Here is an 18,060-nt window from a genome sequence, read left to right as displayed (position 1 = left end):
CGTCATCCCCGCGCCGGCAGATCCGGCAGGCCGACGCCCGTGGCCGCAAAGCCGCCGTCCGCGGCGATGATCTGGCCGGTGACGAACGCCGAATCGGGTGAACAGAGAAACCAGATCACGCTGGCGATCTCACTCTCGGCGGCGTGGCGCGGCAGCGGCATGTGGTCGTAATAGGACTGCCGGATTTCCGGCGTGTGCACCTTGGCGGCCATGGCGGTTTCCACCGGTCCCGGCGCCACGCCATTGACCCGAATACCGTAATCGCCCAGTTCGGCCGCATATTGCTTGGTCAGGTGGGCCAGCCCGGCCTTGGACGTGCCATAGGCAACGCGCATGGTAGATGCGCGAATGCCCGAGATCGAGGTGACGTTGACCACCGCGCCGCCGCGCCCGGCGGCCACCATGTGGGGAGCGACCGCCTGTGTCATCAGGAACGGGCCGTTCAGATTGGTCGCCATCACCTCCGTCCATGTCTCAAAGCTCGTCTCGAGCAGCGGCGCGAACTCGGCAATGCCGGCATTGTTCACCAGCGCGTCGATCCGCCCAAGCGTCTCAAGCGTCTCTGTCACCGCGGATGAAACCTGATCGGGCACCGACACGTCGCACACGATCGGATGGGCGCGGTTGCTGCCGAGTGCCCGCGCCTCTTTCTGCAGCAGGTCGCCCAACCGGTCGATCATGACCACATGCCAGCCCTCGGCCAGAAACCGCTTGGCGGTCGCCAGTCCGATACCCCGTGCGGCGCCGGTGATCATCGCCACATTGCCGTCTTGTTGTGTCACATTGTCCTCCCCGACCGTTGAAATCGGTATTGGCATGGTGAACTGGCCGCTGCAAGCGCCCCCGGCTTCCCGTTGGCCGGTGCAAATTCCTCCATCATTCAACCACAATTGTCTTGCTGCTCGCCGAAGCGCGCGCTAGGGCGGATTTCGCCTTTCACTTGGGACAAGCGGCGTCGTGCGAGCAATGACGCGGGCCAGTTGGGACGAAACGCATGACCCTGCGCTACGGCGTCATCGGCACCGGCATGATGGGCCAGGAGCACATCCGCAACATAGCGCTTCTGGAGGGCGCGACCGTCGCCGCCATCGCCGACACGCGTGACGAGATGCGCCAGGCCGGTCTCGCCGCCGCGCAGACCGCCGGCATGACCGGTGTGGCCGCATACGCCGATCACGCAACACTGCTATCATCCGAAACCATCGACGCGCTGATCGTCGTCAGTCCCAACGACACCCATTACGACATCATGCTGGATGCCCTGGCGACCGGCCTGCCCATCCTGCTCGAAAAGCCTTCGGCCACATCGGCCGAAAGGGCGCGCGATCTGGCGCGCCGCGCCCACAACCGGCACGCGCCGGTGTGGGTGGCGATGGAATACCGGTACATGCCGCCCGTCGCCCGGCTGATCGAGGAAACGCGCAACGGCACCGCAGGCGATCTCAAGATGATCTCGATCGTCGAGCACCGCTATCCGTTTCTGGTCAAGCCGGGAAACTGGAACCGCTTTTCCCACCGGTCCGGCGGCACGATGGTCGAAAAATGCTGCCACTTCTTCGATCTGATGCGGCTGATCACGCAGGCCGAGCCGGTGCGCATCTTCGGTTCGGGCGGCCACGATCTCAACCATCGCGACGAGGTTCATGACGAGGGCGTCCCCGACGTGCTCGACAACGCCTTCGTCATCGTCGATTTCGACAATGGCATGCGCGCATCCCTTGATCTGTGCATGTTCGCCGAAGGCTCCTGGTGGCAGGAGCACGTTTCGGTGACCGGTTCGGCGGGCAAGATCGAGGCGATGGTGCCTGGCCCGTCGCGTTTCTGGCCGGGCGGCGGCGAACGCGCCTCGGAAATCGTGATTTCCCCACGCGCGGACAAGGCGCCGTTGCGCGAGGAAATCCATGTGGACGATCAGGTGCTCGCCGCCGGCGACCATCATGGCGGTACCTTCTACCAGCATCGCGAGTTTGCCCGCATCGTTCGCGAGGGCGGCAAGCCCGATGTGAGCTTGACGGACGGGGCGCGCGCGGTGGAGATGGGCGAAGCCGCCGAACGGTCGATCCGGAACGGCGAGATCGTGCATCTGGGGGACGCGCCATCATGATCCTGACCTGCGGGGAAGCCCTGTTCGACATGTTCGCAAGGCCGTCCGACGCATCGGGCGGCCACGGCGTTTCGATTGATGGCGTCGTCGGCGGCTCGCCGCTCAATGTCGCGCTTGGCCTGTCGCGGATGGGCACAGCGGCGGGCCTGTTCACACGGATTTCCACGGACCTGCTCGGTCGTCGCCTGCGTGCCTTCATGGCCGACAATGGCGTTTTGGACCGCTACTGCGTCGAAACCGACAATCTGACGACGGTGGCGCTCGTTGAAACCGGCCTCGACGGCCATCCGCGCTATTCCATCTACTGCAACGGCACCGCCGACTGCTCCATGGAACCCTCGGACATCCCCGAACGGCTCGGCGACGATGTCGATGTGATCCACCTTGGGTCGTTCGCGACCGTGTTCGAGCCGACCGGAAACACGCTGCGCACGCTGGCCCGGCGCGAGGCGGATGCCCGCTTCATCTCGTTCGACCCCAACGTCCGCACCATGGTTGTCGCCGACCTTGACCTGTGGCGGCAGCGAATCGGCGAAATGCTGCCGCTCGCCGGCCTGGTCAAGGCAAGCGACGAGGATGTCGGGCTTTTATGGCCCGGCAAGCCGCTTGAATGGTTCATCGAACAGGCACTGGTTGCCGGCGCGGATCTCGCCTTCGTCACACGCGGGCCCAATGGCGCGATTGCGGGATCGGCCGACGGACGGCTGACGCACGTGCCGGGCATTGCCGTCGATGTCGTCGACACTGTCGGCGCCGGCGACACCTTCATGGCGGCGTGCCTGCATTCCCTGAAGGCGAACGATCTCGTGGGAGCCGGCAAGGCGCGCAATGCCGATATCGCCGAAGTGGCCGGCTTCGCCGTCAGGGCCTCGGCGCTGACCTGCACCCGGCGCGGGGCCGACCTGCCGACGCTTGCGGAGATTGAGGCATTCGCCGGCTGAACCGCCATTGCACCGCCATGGTTCGGTGCGTATCACTTGGCCCTTCCGCTTTGCACCGCGCGCGAGACCGAGATGATTCTCCATCATATGCCCATGTCGGCGCCCTGCCGGTTCGTCCGCCTGTTGCTGGCTGAATATGGCGTCGAGGCGCAGTTGCACGAAGAACGTCCATGGGAACGCCGGCAGGAGTTTCTGGCGATGAACCCGGCCGGGACCATTCCCGTCCTCGTCGCCGAGGCGGGTGTCCCGCTCAGCGGCGCCCACCCAATTGCCGAGTACCTCGATGAAACACGTGGCGTCATGGCGCGCGAACGCCGCCTGATGCCCGACTATCCGCTTGAACGCGCCGAGGTGCGGCGCCTGGTGGACTGGTTCATCGTCAAGCTCGAAGCCGATGTCACCCGCGCGCTGGTGCGCGAGCGAATCGACAAGCTGGCAATGCCGGCCGAACTGGGGGGCGGCGCGCCGGACAGCGGAGCCATGCGCGCGGCCCGCGCCAACATCCGGCAGCATCTGCGCTATCTGAACTGGCTCGCCGGCACCCGCGACTGGCTTGGCGCGCCATCGATTTCCGCCGCCGACATCGCCGCCGGCGCCGCCGTTTCCATCCTCGACTATATGGGCGAGATCGACTGGTCCGGGGTGCCGCAGGCGCGCGACTGGTACACGCGGATGAAATCGCGGCCCTCCTTCCGTCCGCTTCTGGCTGACCGGGTGCGCGGCCTGACGCCGGTGTCGCACTACGCCGATCTCGATTTCTGAGACCGGGCCGGATAGCGTGCCGCCATGCCGACGGCCTTGTCCCACCGCCTGACCGATCCGAAAAAGGCGCGCGCATTCATCGTGCGCGATCTTGAGGCATGTGGTTTTGATGCTGTCGGGGTCGCGCCGGCCGGCCGGATCGACCGCGCCGCCAAGGGCCTCGACCGGTTTCTGGATGCGGGCTGGCACGGCACGATGGGCTGGATGGCCGAGACGCGCGACCGCCGCGCCGACCCGACGACGCTCTGGCCCGATGCTCGCTCGATCGTCATGGCGGCGATGAGCTACGGCCCGGGCGATGCCTACGATCCGCTCGCTGCGCTCGAGCGGACCGATCGCGCGACCATTTCCTGCTACGCCCACAACCGCGATTATCACGATGTCATCAAGGGCAAGCTGAAGCAGGCGGCCGGCCGGTTCGCCGCGCGCACCGGAGCCGACGTCAAGGTCTTCGTCGACACGGCGCCCGTGATGGAAAAGCCGCTGGCCGAACGGGCCGGGCTCGGCTGGCAGGGCAAGCACACCAATCTCGTCAGCCGCAATCTCGGATCATGGTTCTTTCTGGGCGCGATCTTCACCGACATGGCACTGCCGGCGGACGAAGCCGAGACCGATCATTGCGGCTCATGCCGGGCGTGCCTCGACATCTGCCCGACCGACGCGTTTCCAGCGCCCTACCAGCTCGATGCGCGACGCTGCATTTCCTATCTGACGATCGAGCACAAGGGACCGGTGCCGCACCCGTTCCGCAAGGCCATCGGCAACCGCATCTATGGCTGCGACGATTGCCTAGCGGTCTGCCCGTGGAACAAGTTCGCCGGCGCCGCGCGCGAGGCGAAGCTCCAATCTCGTGACGACATGCGCACGCCGCCGCTGGATGAACTGCTGATCCTGGACGATGCGGCGTTTCGTGCGCGCTTTGCCGGTTCCCCGGTCAAGCGGATCGGCCGCGCCCGTTTCGTGCGCAACTGTCTGATCGCCGCCGGCAACAGCGGCGAGCGGGCGCTGGTGCCCCATGTCGTCGCGCTGCTTGACGATGACGAGCCACTGGTACGCGGCGCGGCTGTCTGGGCATTGGCGCAGATGGCGCCAGAGCCGTTTACCGCCGAAAGGGATGCACGGCTGCTAGCGGAAAAGGACCCCGATGTCGTTTCGGAATGGAACAGCACAGAGGAGGCTGCCGTTGACTGAACGGATAACGCTGGTTTTCGGCGCCGGATTTTCGGGCCGCGCTTACGGCCGTCGGCTCGCCGCCGCCGGCGAAACCGTTTTCGGCACGACGCGCGATGCTGCCAAAGCCGACAGCTTGCGGCAACTGGGCATCACGCCGGTGATCTTCGCCGGCCAGGCCTTGCGAACGGATCTGACCGATGCGATCGCACGAGCCACCGACATCGTCGTCTCGATCGCTCCGGATGCCGATGGTGATCCGGTGCTTCACGCCGCGCGTGAAGCCATCGCTGCCGCGCCGAATCTTGAGTGGATAGCCTATCTGTCGACGGTCGGCGTTTACGGCGATCATGACGGCGGCTGGGTGGACGAAGCCACCGAACCGCGCCCCGTTTCCGAACGCTCGATCCAGCGGCTCGCCGCCGAACGGGCCTGGCATGCTTTCGCCAAGGAACGCAATGTGCCGCTGTCCATCCTGCGCCTGTCGGGAATCTACGGGCCGGGTCGCAACGCCTTCGTCAATCTGGCGGCGGGTCGGGCGCGACGTCTGGTCAAGTCCGGTCAGGTCTTCAACCGCGTCCACGTCGACGACATCGCCGGCGCGCTGGCCTTCCTCGCCGCGCGCCGACATGACGGCATCCTCAACGTCACCGACGACCTGCCGGCGCCGCCGCAGGACGTTGTCGCCTATGCCGCCTCGGTCATGAAAGTTGATCCGCCACCCGAAATCGACTTCGAATCCGCCACATTGTCGCCCATGGCCCGGTCCTTTTACGGCGAGAACAAGCGCGTTTCCAACGCGGCGATCAAGGCGCTGGGGTTTGTCTTCGCCCATCCCGATTACCGGTCGGCATTCGACCGGATGTGGGCCGGCGACGACTGGCAGGCGCCGTCCACCTGATCGCTGCCATCGGGCGCGTCCATCGTGACGGAAGGACGATTGATGTCGATCAGGACAGTGGCAACCGGCGCAGCCTGCGCCGCGATGGTCTTTGGCGCCCTTTTTGCAACGGTGCCGGCGGAGGCCGCCCAGCAATGCGGAAAGGCGTCCTGGTACGCGCTGACCTCTCGCACCGCCTCGGGCGAGATGATGGACCCGTCCAAGATGACGGCGGCGCATCCGTCGCTGCCCTTCGGCACCCGCATCGAGGTGACCAACCGTGCCAACGGCCGCTCGGTGACGGTGCGGGTCAACGATCGCGGACCGTTCGTACACGGTCGCATCGTCGATGTCTCCAAGGAAGCGGCCCGCCGCCTGGGCATGGTGCGCTCAGGCATCGTGCCTGTCTGCATCAGCCGGACGGGGTGATCCGTCGTCCGGTCAACCGGTGCGGGCCTTGCCCACCGTGTCGAGCGCGCGGCGCAGATGGGTGTCGCGGTCATAGACGTCGGCATGATAGTCGACAACGCCGTCATCGTCCGGCCAGGCGGTGAAATAGCCCACATAGACCGGTACGGTCTCCGCCAGTTTCTCCACCTGCTCATAGCCGCCAAGCTGCGCTGCCACATGCTCGGTGCTCTTGCCCAGCACCGCCGCGGCCATGGCGCGCGGGTCTTCGAGCCGCACGCAGCCATGGCTGAACGCGCGGTTGTCGCGCGCAAAAAGGTTCTTGGCGGGCGTGTCGTGCATGTAGATCGCGTGGCTGTTGGGGAACATGATTTTCAGTTCGCCAAGCGCGTTGCGCGGCCCGGGCTTCTGCCGGACATTGTAGGGAACGCTGCCGGAGAACTGATACCAGTTGATCGAGGACGACGCGATCTGCCGGCCCGAAGCGCCTGTGACCACATAACCGTTGCGGTCCAGATAGGACGGGTCGCGCCGCAGCTTTGGCAGCATTTCGTTGACGATGATCGATTGTGGCACGCCCCAATAGGGATCGTAGACCACATGCTCGATCTCGTCGTGGAAGAAGTAGGTCTGGTTTGAGCGCTTGCCGACGATCGTCCGCATGGCCAGCTTGGTTTCGCCGTTTTCCATGTAGCGGACGCGGTATTCGGGCTGGTTGATGACCACCTGCCGGCTGCCATAGGCTTCCGGATGCCACCGCAGCCGTTCGAGCGCCAGCTCGACCCGGTTGATCTTGGTCGCAAGGCTTTCGCCATCGAGCTCGGCAACTGTTCTCGGCCCGACGATACCGTCTGCCACCAGGCCGAGATCGCGCTGCACATCGCGCATCAGCGCGACCAGCGCGCCGTCATAGAGCGTCGTGCCGGAATAGGCATCGATGATCGCGGCATGCTTGGCCCGGGTCTCATCCGACATCTTCTCGCCAGCCGCTGCCATCACCATCGGCAACGCCTCCGACACCGTGCCGGGGCGCAGGAATGTGCCTTCGGGAATGACGATCGCGTCTTCGGTGCTGGTGCGCAGGGCAGCCAGTTCGTCCTTGAGGCGCCGATAGTCGGACTGGCGCGGCGCCAGGCCTTCGAGCCATCCGGCCGGATCGCCGGCCGCCATCAGCCCGTCCAATGCCGCATCCGCCGTCAGCCGGTCCTTAGAAAAGTCGTGATATCCGGACAGCTTGTTGGGATCGACGGCGCCGTCCTTCATGTCCATGGCATAGCGCAGCGCGCGAGCGGTCAGTTGAAGCTCGAAGGCGATCAGATCGCGGTAGCGCGACGCGGGGTCGTCCGGCGACCAACCCGCAGACGGCAGATCGACCGCATAGTGCGCGGCATCGAGGCCATGGGCGGCCGCATCGTTGACCAGGGCGGCAACGGTCTGGCCGTTGGCGTTGAGGTTCATTCCGCTGACCCAGACAAAGGCTGGGTTTTCCGCGTAGTGACGGCGCATGGCGTCTGCAATTGCCGGCTCGATGGCCATGTTTTGATCGGGCGCGAAATCGAGCGCCTGGACGAACCGGTCTTCCTCCAGAACCGGCAGCGGCGGCAGAGAACTGTCCGTATCGTCGATGGCGCCGGTGGTCGCCACGTCCGGGAGCAGTGAAAGCAGCGTCACCGTGGTGATCGCCGGCGCGGCGTAGGTGTAGTATCGCGGCCCTGAAATGCGCTGGACCGGGCGCGCTGCGGCGCGGCTTTGGGTCGGGCGCTGCGGCGCCGCCTGCTGGCGACCCTGGGGGCGTGTTGCCCGCTGCCGTTGCTGCCGTTTGGCCCGGTTGAACAGCAATTCGTGCAACTGCACTTCCGATGCGCCGGCCACGCCTGGCGCTACCGCCCATCCCGTGAAGATGACAGCCGATGCCAGCAGCATCCGCCCCAAAGTCGATTGGACCACGTTTCGTCTCCCGATCATCTGCGCCCCGTCTATGCGAGCCTAGCCGGTTCGGTCGTCCGCATAAAGCCGCCGACGCGTAAAGAATGCGTCAACCAAGATGAAGAAACCATGAATGCGCGCGCTTTGGCACCAGCCAAACGGAGGACATCGCTTTCGCATTGCCGCCCGCCATACGCCGCGCTAAGCCTTGCCCCATGAAAAAAGGCGATCACCTGTTTCTGGTCGACGGCTCGGCCTACATCTTCCGCGCGTTCCATGCCCTCCCGCCGCTGACGCGCAAATCCGACGGGCTGCCCGTGGGTGCCGTCTCCGGCTTCTGCAACATGCTGTGGAAGCTGCTGCAGGATGCGCGCGACACCGATGTCGGCGTCACGCCGACCCATTTCGCGGTCATCTTCGACTATTCGTCCAAGACGTTCCGCAATGAGCTTTATCCCGACTACAAGGCGAACCGGTCCGAACCGCCCGAGGATCTGGTGCCGCAATTCGGCCTGATCCGCGAAGCGACGAAGGCATTCAACCTGCCCTGCATCGAAATGGAAGGCTACGAGGCTGACGACATCATTGCCGCCTATTGCCGGATGGCCGAGGAGGCCGGCGGCGAAGCGACGATCATTTCCTCCGACAAGGATCTGATGCAGCTCGTCACCGATCACGTCTCCATGTATGACACGATGAAGGACCGGCAGATCGGCCGCGAAGAGGTCCTTGAGAAGTTCGGCGTCGGCCCCGAAAAGATGATCGACCTTCAGGCGCTCGCGGGCGATTCCACCGACAACATTCCGGGCGTACCCGGCATCGGCCCGAAGACGGCGGCGCAGCTGCTCGACGAGTATGGCGATCTGGACACGCTTCTGGAGCGCGCCTCCGAGATCAAGCAGAACAAGCGCCGCGAAAACCTCATCGAATTTGCCGATCAGGCCCGCCTGTCGCGTCAACTGGTCACTTTGAAGGCCGACACGCCCGTCGATATTCCGCTGGACGCTCTGGCGCTCGAAGCGCAGGACGGCCCCAAGCTGGTCGCCTTTTTGAAAGCGATGGAGTTCTCCAGCCTGACCCGCCGGGTCGCCGAGGCGACCGGAACCGAGATCGGCGAGATCGATCCGGCCCAGGTCGCGGTCGAGGCGGGCGCGCAAGCGCGTGGTCCGGATCTGGACGCCGGAACCGCCGACGGCGCTGACGCCGTTGCCGGCGTGGTCGAAGACGGCGTCGACACGCCGCGCGCGCTGGCCGAAGCGCGTGCCACGGCAGCCCGATCGGGCGCTTTCGATGCCGATACCTATGTCTGCATCCGCGATCCTCAAACGCTCGACGAATGGATCGACAACGCCAGGGCGGCCGGCGTGGTCGCCTTCGACACCGAGACCGATTCGCTCGATGCCATGCAGGCGACACTGGTCGGGTTTTCGCTCAGCCATGCCGAGGGCGAGGCCGCCTACGTGCCGCTTGCCCATCGTCAGGGCGAGGACGATCTCCTCGGCGAAGGCGGCCTTGTGGACGGCCAGATAGGTCTTGATGAAGCGCTGAGCCGACTAAAGGCTTTGCTGGAGGACCCGTCGATCCTGATCGTCGGGCAGAACATCAAATATGACCTTCAGGTCATGGCCCGTCACGACGTTTCTATCGCGGCCTTCGACGACACGATGCTGATCTCCTATGCGCTCGACGGCGGCAACAACAGTCATCACGGGATGGATGCGCTAGCCGAACGCTGGCTCGGCCACACGCCGATCGCCTACAAGGATGTCGCCGGAACGGGCAAGAAGGCGCTGACCTTTGACCGGGTCGCGCTCGACGCGGCAACGCGCTATGCGGCCGAGGATGCCGACATCACGCTGCGGCTCTGGCGTCTGCTGAAACCGCGTCTGGTCGCCGAAGGACTGGTGTCCGTCTACGAGCGGCTCGAACGGCCGTTGATCGCCGTTCTGGCGCGTATGGAGCGCCGCGGCATTTCCGTCGACCGGCAGATACTGAGCCGGCTGTCGGGCGAATTCGCGCAGAAGGCCGCGGGCATCGAAGCCGAGATTTTCGATCTGGCCGGCGAGAGCTTCAATATCGGTTCGCCCAAGCAGCTTGGCGAAATCCTGTTCGGCAAGATGAACCTGCCGGGCGGTTCGAAGACCAAGACCGGCCAATGGTCCACCTCCGCCCAGGTGCTTGAGGATTTGGCCGCCGAGGGCCACGAACTGCCGCGCCGGATCGTCGACTGGCGCCAGCTGACCAAGCTCAAATCCACCTACACCGACGCCCTGCCCGGCTTCATCAATCCCCAGACCGGCCGCGTGCACACGTCCTATGCCCTCGCCTCGACATCGACGGGCCGGCTGTCCTCGTCCGATCCGAACCTGCAGAACATTCCGATCCGGACCGCGGAAGGCCGGCGCATCCGCACTGCGTTTGTCGCGCAAAAGGGCCATCGGCTGGTTTCGGCGGATTACAGCCAGATCGAGTTGCGCGTTCTGGCGCACATGGCCGACATCGGCCAGCTCAAACAGGCTTTCGCCGACGGCATGGACATTCACGCCATGACCGCATCGGAGATGTTCGGCGTGCCGGTCGAGGGCATGCCCGCCGAGGTGCGCCGGCGGGCCAAGGCGATCAACTTCGGCATCATTTACGGAATCTCGGCATTCGGCCTTGCCAACCAGCTCGGCATCGCCCGTTCCGAAGCCGGCGACTACATCAAGACCTATTTCGAGCGCTTTCCCGGCATTCGGGATTACATGGACGCGACCAAGGCGTTCGCCCGCGAGCACGGCTATGTCGAAACGGTCTTCGGCCGCCGCGCGCACTATCCGGACATCAAGTCCTCCAACCCCCAGGTGCGCGCCTTCAACGAGCGCGCGGCGATCAACGCGCCGATCCAGGGATCGGCCGCCGACATCATACGACGGGCCATGGTTCGTATCGAAGATGCCTTGTCGGCTGAAGACCTCGCCGCGCAAATGCTGCTCCAGGTCCATGACGAACTGATCTTCGAAGTGCCCGAGGGCGAAGTCGAAGCGACGATTGATGTCGTCCGCGATGTCATGGAGCAGGCGGCGATGCCGGCAGTGGCGATGAGCGTGCCGTTGCAGGTCGACGCCAATGCCGCCCACAACTGGGACGAAGCGCACTGACCGCCTGCCGGCTTCCGAGGACCCGATCATGACCGCAAACGGCCGCAAATCGATCGCGCGCAGCGACCTTGAGCGTAAGGCATGGCCGGAACTGTCCGGCCATGCGCTGGAGGTGCTCAAAGCGCATGGCACCGAGCGAGCGGTTGCTGCGGGCGAAGTCGTCTGGGAGGTCGGCCGGCCCGACTATCCGTTGGTTCATCTGATCGACGCGGACATGAACATCGTCGATCGCGGGCGTGACGACAGCATCGTGGTCACCATCACGGCGGGCAACTTCACCGGCGAGCTGGGCCTGCTGATGGGCCAGCACACATTCTTTGCCGGTGTCATGGCAGGCGCGGGCCGCATTCTCACAGTGGATCCGGCAAAACTGCGCCATCTGGTCGCCACGGTACCCGAGGTCAGCGACATCGTGGTGTCGGCCTTCGCCGCGCGCCGCAAGCTGCTGGTGGAATGGGCCGACGGCGCGCTGACGATCATTGGCGACGAGAACGAACGGACCTGCCTGGGCCTGCGGGAGTATGCCAGCCGCAACCGCATCCCGTTCCGCTTCATCGAACATGCCGACCGCGCGGCGGTCGATGCCTTTGCGGCCGGGCGGCACGACCTTCCCTCGCGCGGCACCGTCGCCATCGTCCGCGGCGGCACGGTCCTGCACGATCCCAGCCCGCTGACGCTCGCCAAGGCGCTCGGATATGAGCTTCTGCCCGATGTCGGCGAACTGTTCGACCTGGTCGTCGTCGGCGCCGGACCGGGCGGTCTTGCAGCGGCGGTCTACGGTGCATCGGAAGGACTCAAGACGCTGGCGATCGACGACACTGCAATTGGCGGGCAGGCCGGAACCTCCTCGCGCATCGAAAACTATCTTGGCTTTCCGACGGGCATTTCCGGCAGCGAACTGGCCTATCTGGGCGAAATCCAGGCGATCAAGTTCGGGGCCCGCATCGCCGTTCCGCACCGGGCGGCCGGATTGCGCAAGGATGGCGACGTGTTGGAAGTCGCGCTGGAATCGGGCGATGTGGTGCATACCCGCGCCGTCGTGATCGCGGCGGGCGCCCGCTATCGCAAGCTGCCCCTGTCGAACCTGATCGACTACGAGGGAAACGGCATCTATTATGCGGCGACCGAACTGGAGGCGCGTTACGCCAACGGAACCAATGCGGTGATCGTCGGCGGCGGCAATTCGGCCGGTCAGGCGGCCATGTTCCTGTCGCGCCATGCCGAGCACACTTATATCGTCGTGCGACGCGACGGGCTTTCCGAGACCATGTCCGATTATCTGTCATCGCGCATCGAACGCGATCCGCGCATCACGCTGGTCACGCAAAGCGAAGTGACGGCGTTGCGCGGCGAAGGCGGGCTGACAGGGGTTACGTTGACCCACATGCAGACCGGAGAAAAACAGGACATTGCCTGCCGCGCGCTCTACGTGATGGTCGGCGCGGAGCCGAACGCCGCGTGGGCCGGCGACCTGGTCAGGACGGATGAAAAGGGCTTTGTGCTCACGGGTGCCGATGCGGACAATCCCTCATCGCCCTTTGCCACCAGCGAACCGGGCATTTTCGCGGTCGGCGACATCCGGTCCGGCTCGGTCAAGCGGGTGGCGTCGTCCGTCGGCGAAGGTTCGGTCGTCGTGTCGGCCGTGCATGCCTGGCTGGCAGGTCAGCCAGGCAATGGGCCGCTGGCAGCCGAGAAAAAAGCCGGCTAACAAATCATAAAATTTGCCGGTTTATCGTGTTCGCGATTTAACACTCCAGCTCACCGCTTTCGAGCGCCTCATAACAGGCGAGAACGTGGTCCGCGACGGCGCGCGAGCATTCGCCGGCATCATGTCGAAAGCGCATCCGGCTCTGGTAGGTGCCGAGCGGCGGAAGCCCCTGCTTCTTGCCAAGGCAAATCAGCGGCGGCCGGACACAGGAAGCCGGCAGCGGTGCGATGGCGAGGTCCGACATCAACGCGGCACGTTGTCCAGCGGTGTGCGCGCTCATATAGGCGATGCGGAAGTTGCGGCCCATCTCGCCGAGCGCCTCCACCGCATTGGCGCGCCACGAGCAGCCCTCTTCCCACATCGAAACAGGCAATGGCTCGCGCTCCCACGCGCAGCCGCCCTTCAGACCGGCCCACACAAGCTGTTCTTCGATCAGCACGACCCCGTCTGCGGGCAGTGCGCTTTGCGGCCGGGCGGTGAAGATGACGACATCGAGGTCGCCGCGGTCATAACGCGGCAGGAGTTGGTCCGAATTCTCGATCACCACGTCGACCGCCACATTGGGATGCGTTTCGGCAAATCGCGTCAGAACCTGGGGCAGCAGCCGTTCGCCATGATCGTCGGCGGCACCGAGCCGGACCGTTCCTTGGACATCGGGCATGACGAAACGCGCCATCATCTCGTTGGACAGCGCCAGGATCCGGCGCGCATAGCCGACAAGCATCTCGCCCTCTGCGGTCAGCGCGACCGAGCGCGAATCGCGTGTGAACACCGAGACGCCCAGCAAGTCTTCAAGTTTCTTGACCTGCATCGAAACCGCCGATGGCGTACGAAAGACCCGCTCGGCCGCTTTTGAGAAGCTGCGCGTTTCGGCGATGGCCAGAAATGTCCGCAGCAGATCGATGTCGACGGGCGCGTGCGGCGCGAAGGGTTTGGTCTCGGAGACGTTCATGGAAAACCTGTGTTCAAGAAAACTGAATCATAGCGTCAAATCGTTTCGTTTGATTGAAGCATAAGAAATCGTCACAGTCCACCCATTCCGGACAAGCCGGATGTCTGATCCGAAGGAGTGGACCAATGACCGTCTTCGACAATGAACTGGCCCGGCACGCCACCGCAGTGACGCCCGGCGCTCTTGGACGCCGGCTGACCGCACAGGCCCTGGGCTGGTTCGTCACCCGCCGCGAACGGGCGGCCGAACACCGCCGTCAGCGCCTCGACCGCCAGGCCTATTGCGCGCTGCTCGGCAAGGAGGACTGGGTCTACCGGGACATGGGCGTGAACCGCGCCGACGTGGAATGGGCGGCCCGGCTGCCGCTCCATGTCAACGCCGCACGTGAGCTCGAGCGTCTGCGAGCCCGCTCCGGGATGGGGCGTTGATTGGCCCGATCGACCAGCCCCTGCGCCGTCCGGCATGCTCCCGGCCCGCCGGACGGCGCCTTCGGTCAAACCGGATCGGATCACGGACCCGTCCGGTCCTTGCCGGGACAGGCCGCTGCGCGATAAAAAGGACGCATGTTCCCTGATCCCAGCCCGCCAATGCCGCCCGGCGCCTTCCTGTGCCCATGAGCCCCGCTCCCCGTCGCATCCTCTTGTTGGGTGCCACCGGAACAGTCGGTCGCGCCACGGCCCATGCGCTTGTGGATTGCGGTCATGAGGTGGTCTGCTTCGTCAGGCCGCGCCATGCCGGAGGACGATCGCCAGACGCCGCAACGGGTATGCCCGACGCCGTCGTCGTCCGGTATGGCGACGTGACCGATCCGGACTCGCTCGCCAGCGACGGATTTTGCGGAGAGCGCTTCGATGTCATCGTTTCCTGCATCGCATCGCGAACAGGCGCCCCCGGCGATGCCTGGGCCATCGACCACGATGCGAACCTGAATGCGCTGCAACTGGCCGAACGGGCGGGCGTAGCTCATTTCGTCCTTTTGTCGGCCATTTGCGTGCAGAAGCCGAAACTGGCCTTCCAGCACGCCAAGCTGGCGTTCGAGAATGCGCTGATCGCTTCGGGGCTGACCTGGTCGATCGTCCGCCCCACCGCCTTCTTCAAGTCGCTGTCGGGTCAGGTCGAGCGGCTGCGGCAGGGCAAACCTTTCCTCGTCTTTGGTGATGGTCGGTTGACCGCCTGCAAGCCGATTTCCGATGGCGATCTGGCCCGCTATATTGCCGGTTGCATTGATGACCCGGAACGGCACAACCGCATATTGCCCATCGGCGGTCCGGGCGACGCCATCACGCCGCGCCAGCAGGGCGACTATCTGTTCGCTCTCCTGGACCGGCCGCCGAAGTTCCGGCACGTACCGGTCGCGCTGCTCGATGCAATCATCTGGACGACAAGCATTCTGGGCCGCCTCTCATCCAAACTGGCGGCCAAGGCGGAACTGGCACGTATCGGCCGCTACTATGCCACCGAATCCATGCTCGTCCTCGATCCCGTCACCGGGCGCTACGACGCCGAGGCGACGCCCTCATTCGGAACCGAGACGCTGTACGGTTTTTATGACCGTCTGGTCAGGGGCGAGGTGACGGCTGATCGCGGCGACCACGCTGTTTTCTGAGCGGCGCGGCGCCTCAACGCCATGAAACCGAGTAGAGATCCAAGCGGCGGTCTGCCAGATTGCGCACCGAGCCGCTCGCACGTGCCGCATCGAGCGCCGCCATGTCGAGATCGGCTATGATCATCTGTTCTGCCTGCGGCTCGGCCTCCGCCGCGATGCCATCGCGCGCGAAGCCGTGGTCCGATGGCGTCAGCACCGCCGATTGCGCATAGGCCATCTCCAGATTGTCCGTGTTCGGCAAATTGCCCACAAGGCCCGATGTCACGACGTAGCACTGGTTTTCGACCGTGCGCGCCTGGCAGCAATAGCGCACCCGAAAATGGCCGTGCCGCGTGTCGGTGCAGTAGGGCACAAAGATAATACGGGCGTCCTGGTCGGCGAGCCGGCGCCCGAGCTCCGGGAACTCGCTGTCATAGCAGATCATGACGCCGATCCGCCCGTACTCGGTGTCGATCGCATCGGCCCGCGCACCGCCGTCGATTCCCCAGACGCTGCGTTCGTCCGGCGTCGGATGCAGCTTGTGCTGTTCGGACAGGCGTCCATCGGCATGGGCGATGTAGCTGACGTTCCGCGCGGCACCGTCTTCCAGGCGCGTCGCGTGTGAACCGCCGACGATTGTGATGGCGTGCTTTTTCGCCAGTTCGACGAGCACCTGCTTCAGGGCCGTTGTGTGTGCCGTCAGCCGGTCGACGCTTTCCGCCGCCGGCACCATCGGCGCTTCGCCCGACAGGAGCTGGATCGTGAAATGCTCGGGAAAACAGATGAACTGCGCGCCATAGCCGCTTGCCGTGCGCACGAAATGGGCCACGCGCTCGAATAGCGCGTCGACCGACCGGGTTTTTTGGAGGGCCATTTGAACGCTGGCCACGCGCAGCTTCTGCCCCGCCATGCTCGGCGCCTTTCGTCAAAAAGCCGCCGGCGTTGCCGCCGACGGCCATCGTCATCGCGTCGGATCGTACCGGCTTAGCCGACCGAGCCGTAAGGGCAGGTGTTGTCCGAACGGAAATCATGCACCTCGATCTCGCCCGAGATGATCTTTTCGCGGGCTTCTTCGACCGCCTGCATCATCTCTTCGGTCACCAGCGGTTCGTTGTTTTCGTCGATCGCCACGCCGACACCGTCCTCGGCGACGCCGAGAACCTGGACGCCGGTGGAGAAGTTGCCTTCCATCCCGTCCTTCATCGCTTCCATGACGGCGACATCGACGCGCTTGAGCATCGAGGTCAGCACCGAGCCGGGCTGCAGATGGTTCTGGTTGGAATCGACGCCGACCGACAGCTTGCCCGCATCGGCCGCTGCCTGCAGCACGCCGATGCCGGTGCCGCCAGCCGCGGCATAGACAACGTCGGCGCCCTGCGAAATCTGCGCGTTGGTGATCTCGCCGCCACGGACCGGGTCGTTCCATGCCGCCGGCGTGTCACCGGTATAGTTGACGATCACTTCGGCACCGGGATTGACCGATTTGACGCCGCCCACATAGCCGCAGGCAAAGGCGGAGATCAGCGGCACGTTCATGCCGCCCACAAAGCCGACCGTACCGGTCTCCGAGGCCTTTGCAGCCATGATGCCGGCCAGGTACGAGCCTTCCTGCTCCTTGAAGACGACCGAGCGCACGTTTGGCTGGTCGACCACCATGTCGATGATGGCGAACTCGGTGTCGGGGAATTCCTGCGCCACCTTGTCGACCGCCTGCGCGGCGGAGAAGCCGGCGATGATGACCGGCGAATGCCCACGTTCGGCGAAGCGGCGAAGCGCCTGCTCGCGCTGGGCCTCGTTCTGGATCTCGAACTCGACATACTCGGTGCCGGTTTCTTCCTTGAACTGCTCGGCGCCGTTGAAGGCGGCCTCGTTGAACGACTTGTCGAACTTCCCGCCCAGATCGTAAACGATCGCCGGCGTTTCGGCATAGGCCGTCGCCGTCATTGCGGATGCGGCCAAAAGACCAAGAACAAAGCGCTTCATTCTCACTTACCCTGTCTGACTGTTTGCATCTTTTGCCGCGCACATGATGGCGCGCGGCCTCCCTGAAAGCGGTTTGACGCCGCCTTGCGCGGACATTGGCACGCCAAATCGCGCCATGTCGACAAAAAAGCGAAGTGAGGTTTGGCGCGCACCGCATCCGGCCCGAAGCATCAGCCTCCGAGAGATCCGGCCGTACGCTTGCGGCGCCTCCGGCCGAGCAGCGCCAGCACCAACGCGAGGCCGCCGAAGACGGCAACGGTCGGCCAGCCTGTCACCGTGGCCAGAATGGGATCGGCCAGCACCGGATGCGCCGCCTCGTCGAGCCATTCGCCCAGGGCGGTGCGCGAACCAGGCGCGATCGCGTCCCAGCTGTCGGCAAGCGGCGTCAGCGTCATGGCCGACGTGCCGATCGATCGCGTGGCATCGACGACCCCTACGATGACCATCATCGCCAGGCAGAAGACGGCCAGGGCTCGAAGAACGAATCGGACCATGCGTTTT

At 64.9% G+C, this 18,060-nt stretch carries 17 protein-coding genes; 10 read left to right on the top strand and 7 right to left on the bottom strand.

Going from position 1 to position 18,060, the window contains the following annotated elements:
* Positions 1–2: 2 nt before the first annotated feature.
* Entirely contained in the window at positions 3–782 is a 780-nt protein-coding gene (locus ACO079_RS00170; protein WP_306025973.1) for an SDR family NAD(P)-dependent oxidoreductase, read from the bottom strand.
* Between the two features lie 212 nt (positions 783–994).
* Here ACO079_RS00170 and ACO079_RS00165 point away from each other — a divergent pair, with 212 nt between their 5' ends.
* The 6 genes from ACO079_RS00165 to ACO079_RS00140 all read left to right on the top strand — a co-directional run bounded on the left by ACO079_RS00165 (position 995) and on the right by ACO079_RS00140 (position 6,286).
* Positions 995–2,104, top strand: coding sequence for a Gfo/Idh/MocA family protein (locus ACO079_RS00165; protein WP_109769350.1), 1,110 nt, complete (start codon positions 995–997; stop codon positions 2,102–2,104).
* Positions 2,101–3,045, top strand: coding sequence for a carbohydrate kinase family protein (locus ACO079_RS00160; RefSeq protein WP_306025972.1), 945 nt, complete (start codon positions 2,101–2,103; stop codon positions 3,043–3,045). The genes ACO079_RS00165 and ACO079_RS00160 overlap by 4 nt, the downstream gene beginning before the upstream one ends.
* A 72-nt stretch (positions 3,046–3,117) precedes the next feature.
* Positions 3,118–3,807, top strand: a complete 690-nt coding sequence (locus ACO079_RS00155) for a glutathione S-transferase family protein (RefSeq protein WP_306025971.1) — start codon at positions 3,118–3,120, stop codon at positions 3,805–3,807.
* A 24-nt stretch (positions 3,808–3,831) separates the two neighbouring features.
* On the top strand, positions 3,832–4,998 hold the full coding sequence (queG, locus tag ACO079_RS00150; RefSeq protein WP_306025970.1) for a tRNA epoxyqueuosine(34) reductase QueG: 1,167 nt from the start codon (positions 3,832–3,834) through the stop codon (positions 4,996–4,998).
* Positions 4,991–5,878: an SDR family oxidoreductase gene (locus tag ACO079_RS00145; protein WP_306025969.1), complete on the top strand. Its 888-nt coding sequence runs from the start codon at positions 4,991–4,993 to the stop codon at positions 5,876–5,878. Before queG ends, ACO079_RS00145 begins: the two co-directional genes overlap by 8 nt.
* Positions 5,879–5,920: 42 nt before the next feature.
* On the top strand, positions 5,921–6,286 hold the full coding sequence (locus ACO079_RS00140) for a septal ring lytic transglycosylase RlpA family protein (protein ID WP_420578712.1): 366 nt from the start codon (positions 5,921–5,923) through the stop codon (positions 6,284–6,286).
* A gap of 12 nt (positions 6,287–6,298) precedes the next feature.
* On the opposite strand, the gene ACO079_RS00135 is transcribed toward ACO079_RS00140, so the two are convergent.
* On the bottom strand, positions 6,299–8,212 hold the full coding sequence (locus ACO079_RS00135; protein ID WP_306025968.1) for a L,D-transpeptidase family protein: 1,914 nt from the start codon (positions 8,210–8,212) through the stop codon (positions 6,299–6,301).
* A 194-nt stretch (positions 8,213–8,406) separates the two neighbouring features.
* Between ACO079_RS00135 and polA the strand changes: the two genes are divergently transcribed.
* Both polA and ACO079_RS00125 read left to right on the top strand, forming a co-directional pair.
* Complete coding sequence (polA, locus tag ACO079_RS00130; RefSeq protein ID WP_306025967.1) at positions 8,407–11,331, top strand: DNA polymerase I; 2,925 nt, start codon at positions 8,407–8,409, stop codon at positions 11,329–11,331.
* Positions 11,332–11,359: 28 nt separating this feature from the next.
* Complete coding sequence (locus ACO079_RS00125) at positions 11,360–13,039, top strand: FAD-dependent oxidoreductase (protein WP_306025966.1); 1,680 nt, start codon at positions 11,360–11,362, stop codon at positions 13,037–13,039.
* Positions 13,040–13,076: 37 nt separating this feature from the next.
* On the opposite strand, the gene ACO079_RS00120 is transcribed toward ACO079_RS00125, so the two are convergent.
* Positions 13,077–13,991, bottom strand: a complete 915-nt coding sequence (locus tag ACO079_RS00120) for a LysR family transcriptional regulator (protein WP_109769357.1) — start codon at positions 13,989–13,991, stop codon at positions 13,077–13,079.
* A 125-nt stretch (positions 13,992–14,116) separates the two neighbouring features.
* Between ACO079_RS00120 and ACO079_RS00115 the strand changes: the two genes are divergently transcribed.
* Positions 14,117–14,419 (top strand): hypothetical protein, encoded by a 303-nt coding sequence (locus tag ACO079_RS00115; protein WP_306025965.1) that lies wholly within the window; start codon positions 14,117–14,119, stop codon positions 14,417–14,419.
* Positions 14,420–14,499: 80 nt separating this feature from the next.
* Here the strand turns inward: ACO079_RS00115 and ACO079_RS00110 are convergent, their stop codons facing one another.
* A complete protein-coding gene (locus ACO079_RS00110) occupies positions 14,500–14,694 on the bottom strand; it encodes a hypothetical protein (RefSeq protein WP_421788886.1) in 195 nt (64 codons plus the stop codon).
* On the opposite strand from ACO079_RS00110, the gene ACO079_RS00105 reads away from it, so the two are divergent.
* Positions 14,605–15,597 (top strand): NAD(P)H-binding protein, encoded by a 993-nt coding sequence (locus ACO079_RS00105; protein WP_421788860.1) that lies wholly within the window; start codon positions 14,605–14,607, stop codon positions 15,595–15,597. The two genes, ACO079_RS00110 and ACO079_RS00105, sit on opposite strands and share 90 nt — an antisense overlap.
* A 13-nt stretch (positions 15,598–15,610) precedes the next feature.
* Here the strand turns inward: ACO079_RS00105 and ACO079_RS00100 are convergent, their stop codons facing one another.
* From ACO079_RS00100 to ACO079_RS00090, 3 genes are all read right to left on the bottom strand, one after another.
* Complete coding sequence (locus ACO079_RS00100; RefSeq protein WP_306025964.1) at positions 15,611–16,486, bottom strand: carbon-nitrogen hydrolase family protein; 876 nt, start codon at positions 16,484–16,486, stop codon at positions 15,611–15,613.
* Positions 16,487–16,560: 74 nt separating this feature from the next.
* Positions 16,561–17,559, bottom strand: coding sequence for a BMP family lipoprotein (locus ACO079_RS00095; protein WP_306025963.1), 999 nt, complete (start codon positions 17,557–17,559; stop codon positions 16,561–16,563).
* 170 nt (positions 17,560–17,729) lie between these two features.
* Positions 17,730–18,060 (bottom strand): hypothetical protein (locus tag ACO079_RS00090; protein ID WP_421788857.1); only part of this gene is annotated, 331 nt, incomplete at its 5' end.

The sequence above is a fragment of the Hyphobacterium sp. genome (genome assembly GCF_965228115.1).
GTDB lineage: Bacteria > Pseudomonadota > Alphaproteobacteria > Caulobacterales > Maricaulaceae > Hyphobacterium.
This window is presented reverse-complemented; position numbering and strand designations above follow the sequence as displayed.

Coding starts and splice junctions, on each gene's coding strand:
- ACO079_RS00165 (WP_109769350.1), top strand. CDS start 995: ATGACCCTGCGCTACGGCGTCATCGGCACCGGCATGATGGGCCAGGAG.
- ACO079_RS00160 (WP_306025972.1), top strand. CDS start 2,101: ATGATCCTGACCTGCGGGGAAGCCCTGTTCGACATGTTCGCAAGGCCG.
- ACO079_RS00155 (WP_306025971.1), top strand. CDS start 3,118: ATGATTCTCCATCATATGCCCATGTCGGCGCCCTGCCGGTTCGTCCGC.
- queG (WP_306025970.1), top strand. CDS start 3,832: ATGCCGACGGCCTTGTCCCACCGCCTGACCGATCCGAAAAAGGCGCGC.
- ACO079_RS00140 (WP_420578712.1), top strand. CDS start 5,921: ATGTCGATCAGGACAGTGGCAACCGGCGCAGCCTGCGCCGCGATGGTC.
- polA (WP_306025967.1), top strand. CDS start 8,407: ATGAAAAAAGGCGATCACCTGTTTCTGGTCGACGGCTCGGCCTACATC.
- ACO079_RS00125 (WP_306025966.1), top strand. CDS start 11,360: ATGACCGCAAACGGCCGCAAATCGATCGCGCGCAGCGACCTTGAGCGT.
- ACO079_RS00120 (WP_109769357.1), bottom strand. CDS start 13,991: ATGAACGTCTCCGAGACCAAACCCTTCGCGCCGCACGCGCCCGTCGAC.
- ACO079_RS00115 (WP_306025965.1), top strand. CDS start 14,117: ATGACCGTCTTCGACAATGAACTGGCCCGGCACGCCACCGCAGTGACG.
- ACO079_RS00105 (WP_421788860.1), top strand. CDS start 14,605: ATGAGCCCCGCTCCCCGTCGCATCCTCTTGTTGGGTGCCACCGGAACA.
- ACO079_RS00110 (WP_421788886.1), bottom strand. CDS start 14,694: ATGACCGCAATCCACAAGCGCATGGGCCGTGGCGCGACCGACTGTTCC.
- ACO079_RS00100 (WP_306025964.1), bottom strand. CDS start 16,486: ATGGCGGGGCAGAAGCTGCGCGTGGCCAGCGTTCAAATGGCCCTCCAA.
- ACO079_RS00095 (WP_306025963.1), bottom strand. CDS start 17,559: ATGAAGCGCTTTGTTCTTGGTCTTTTGGCCGCATCCGCAATGACGGCG.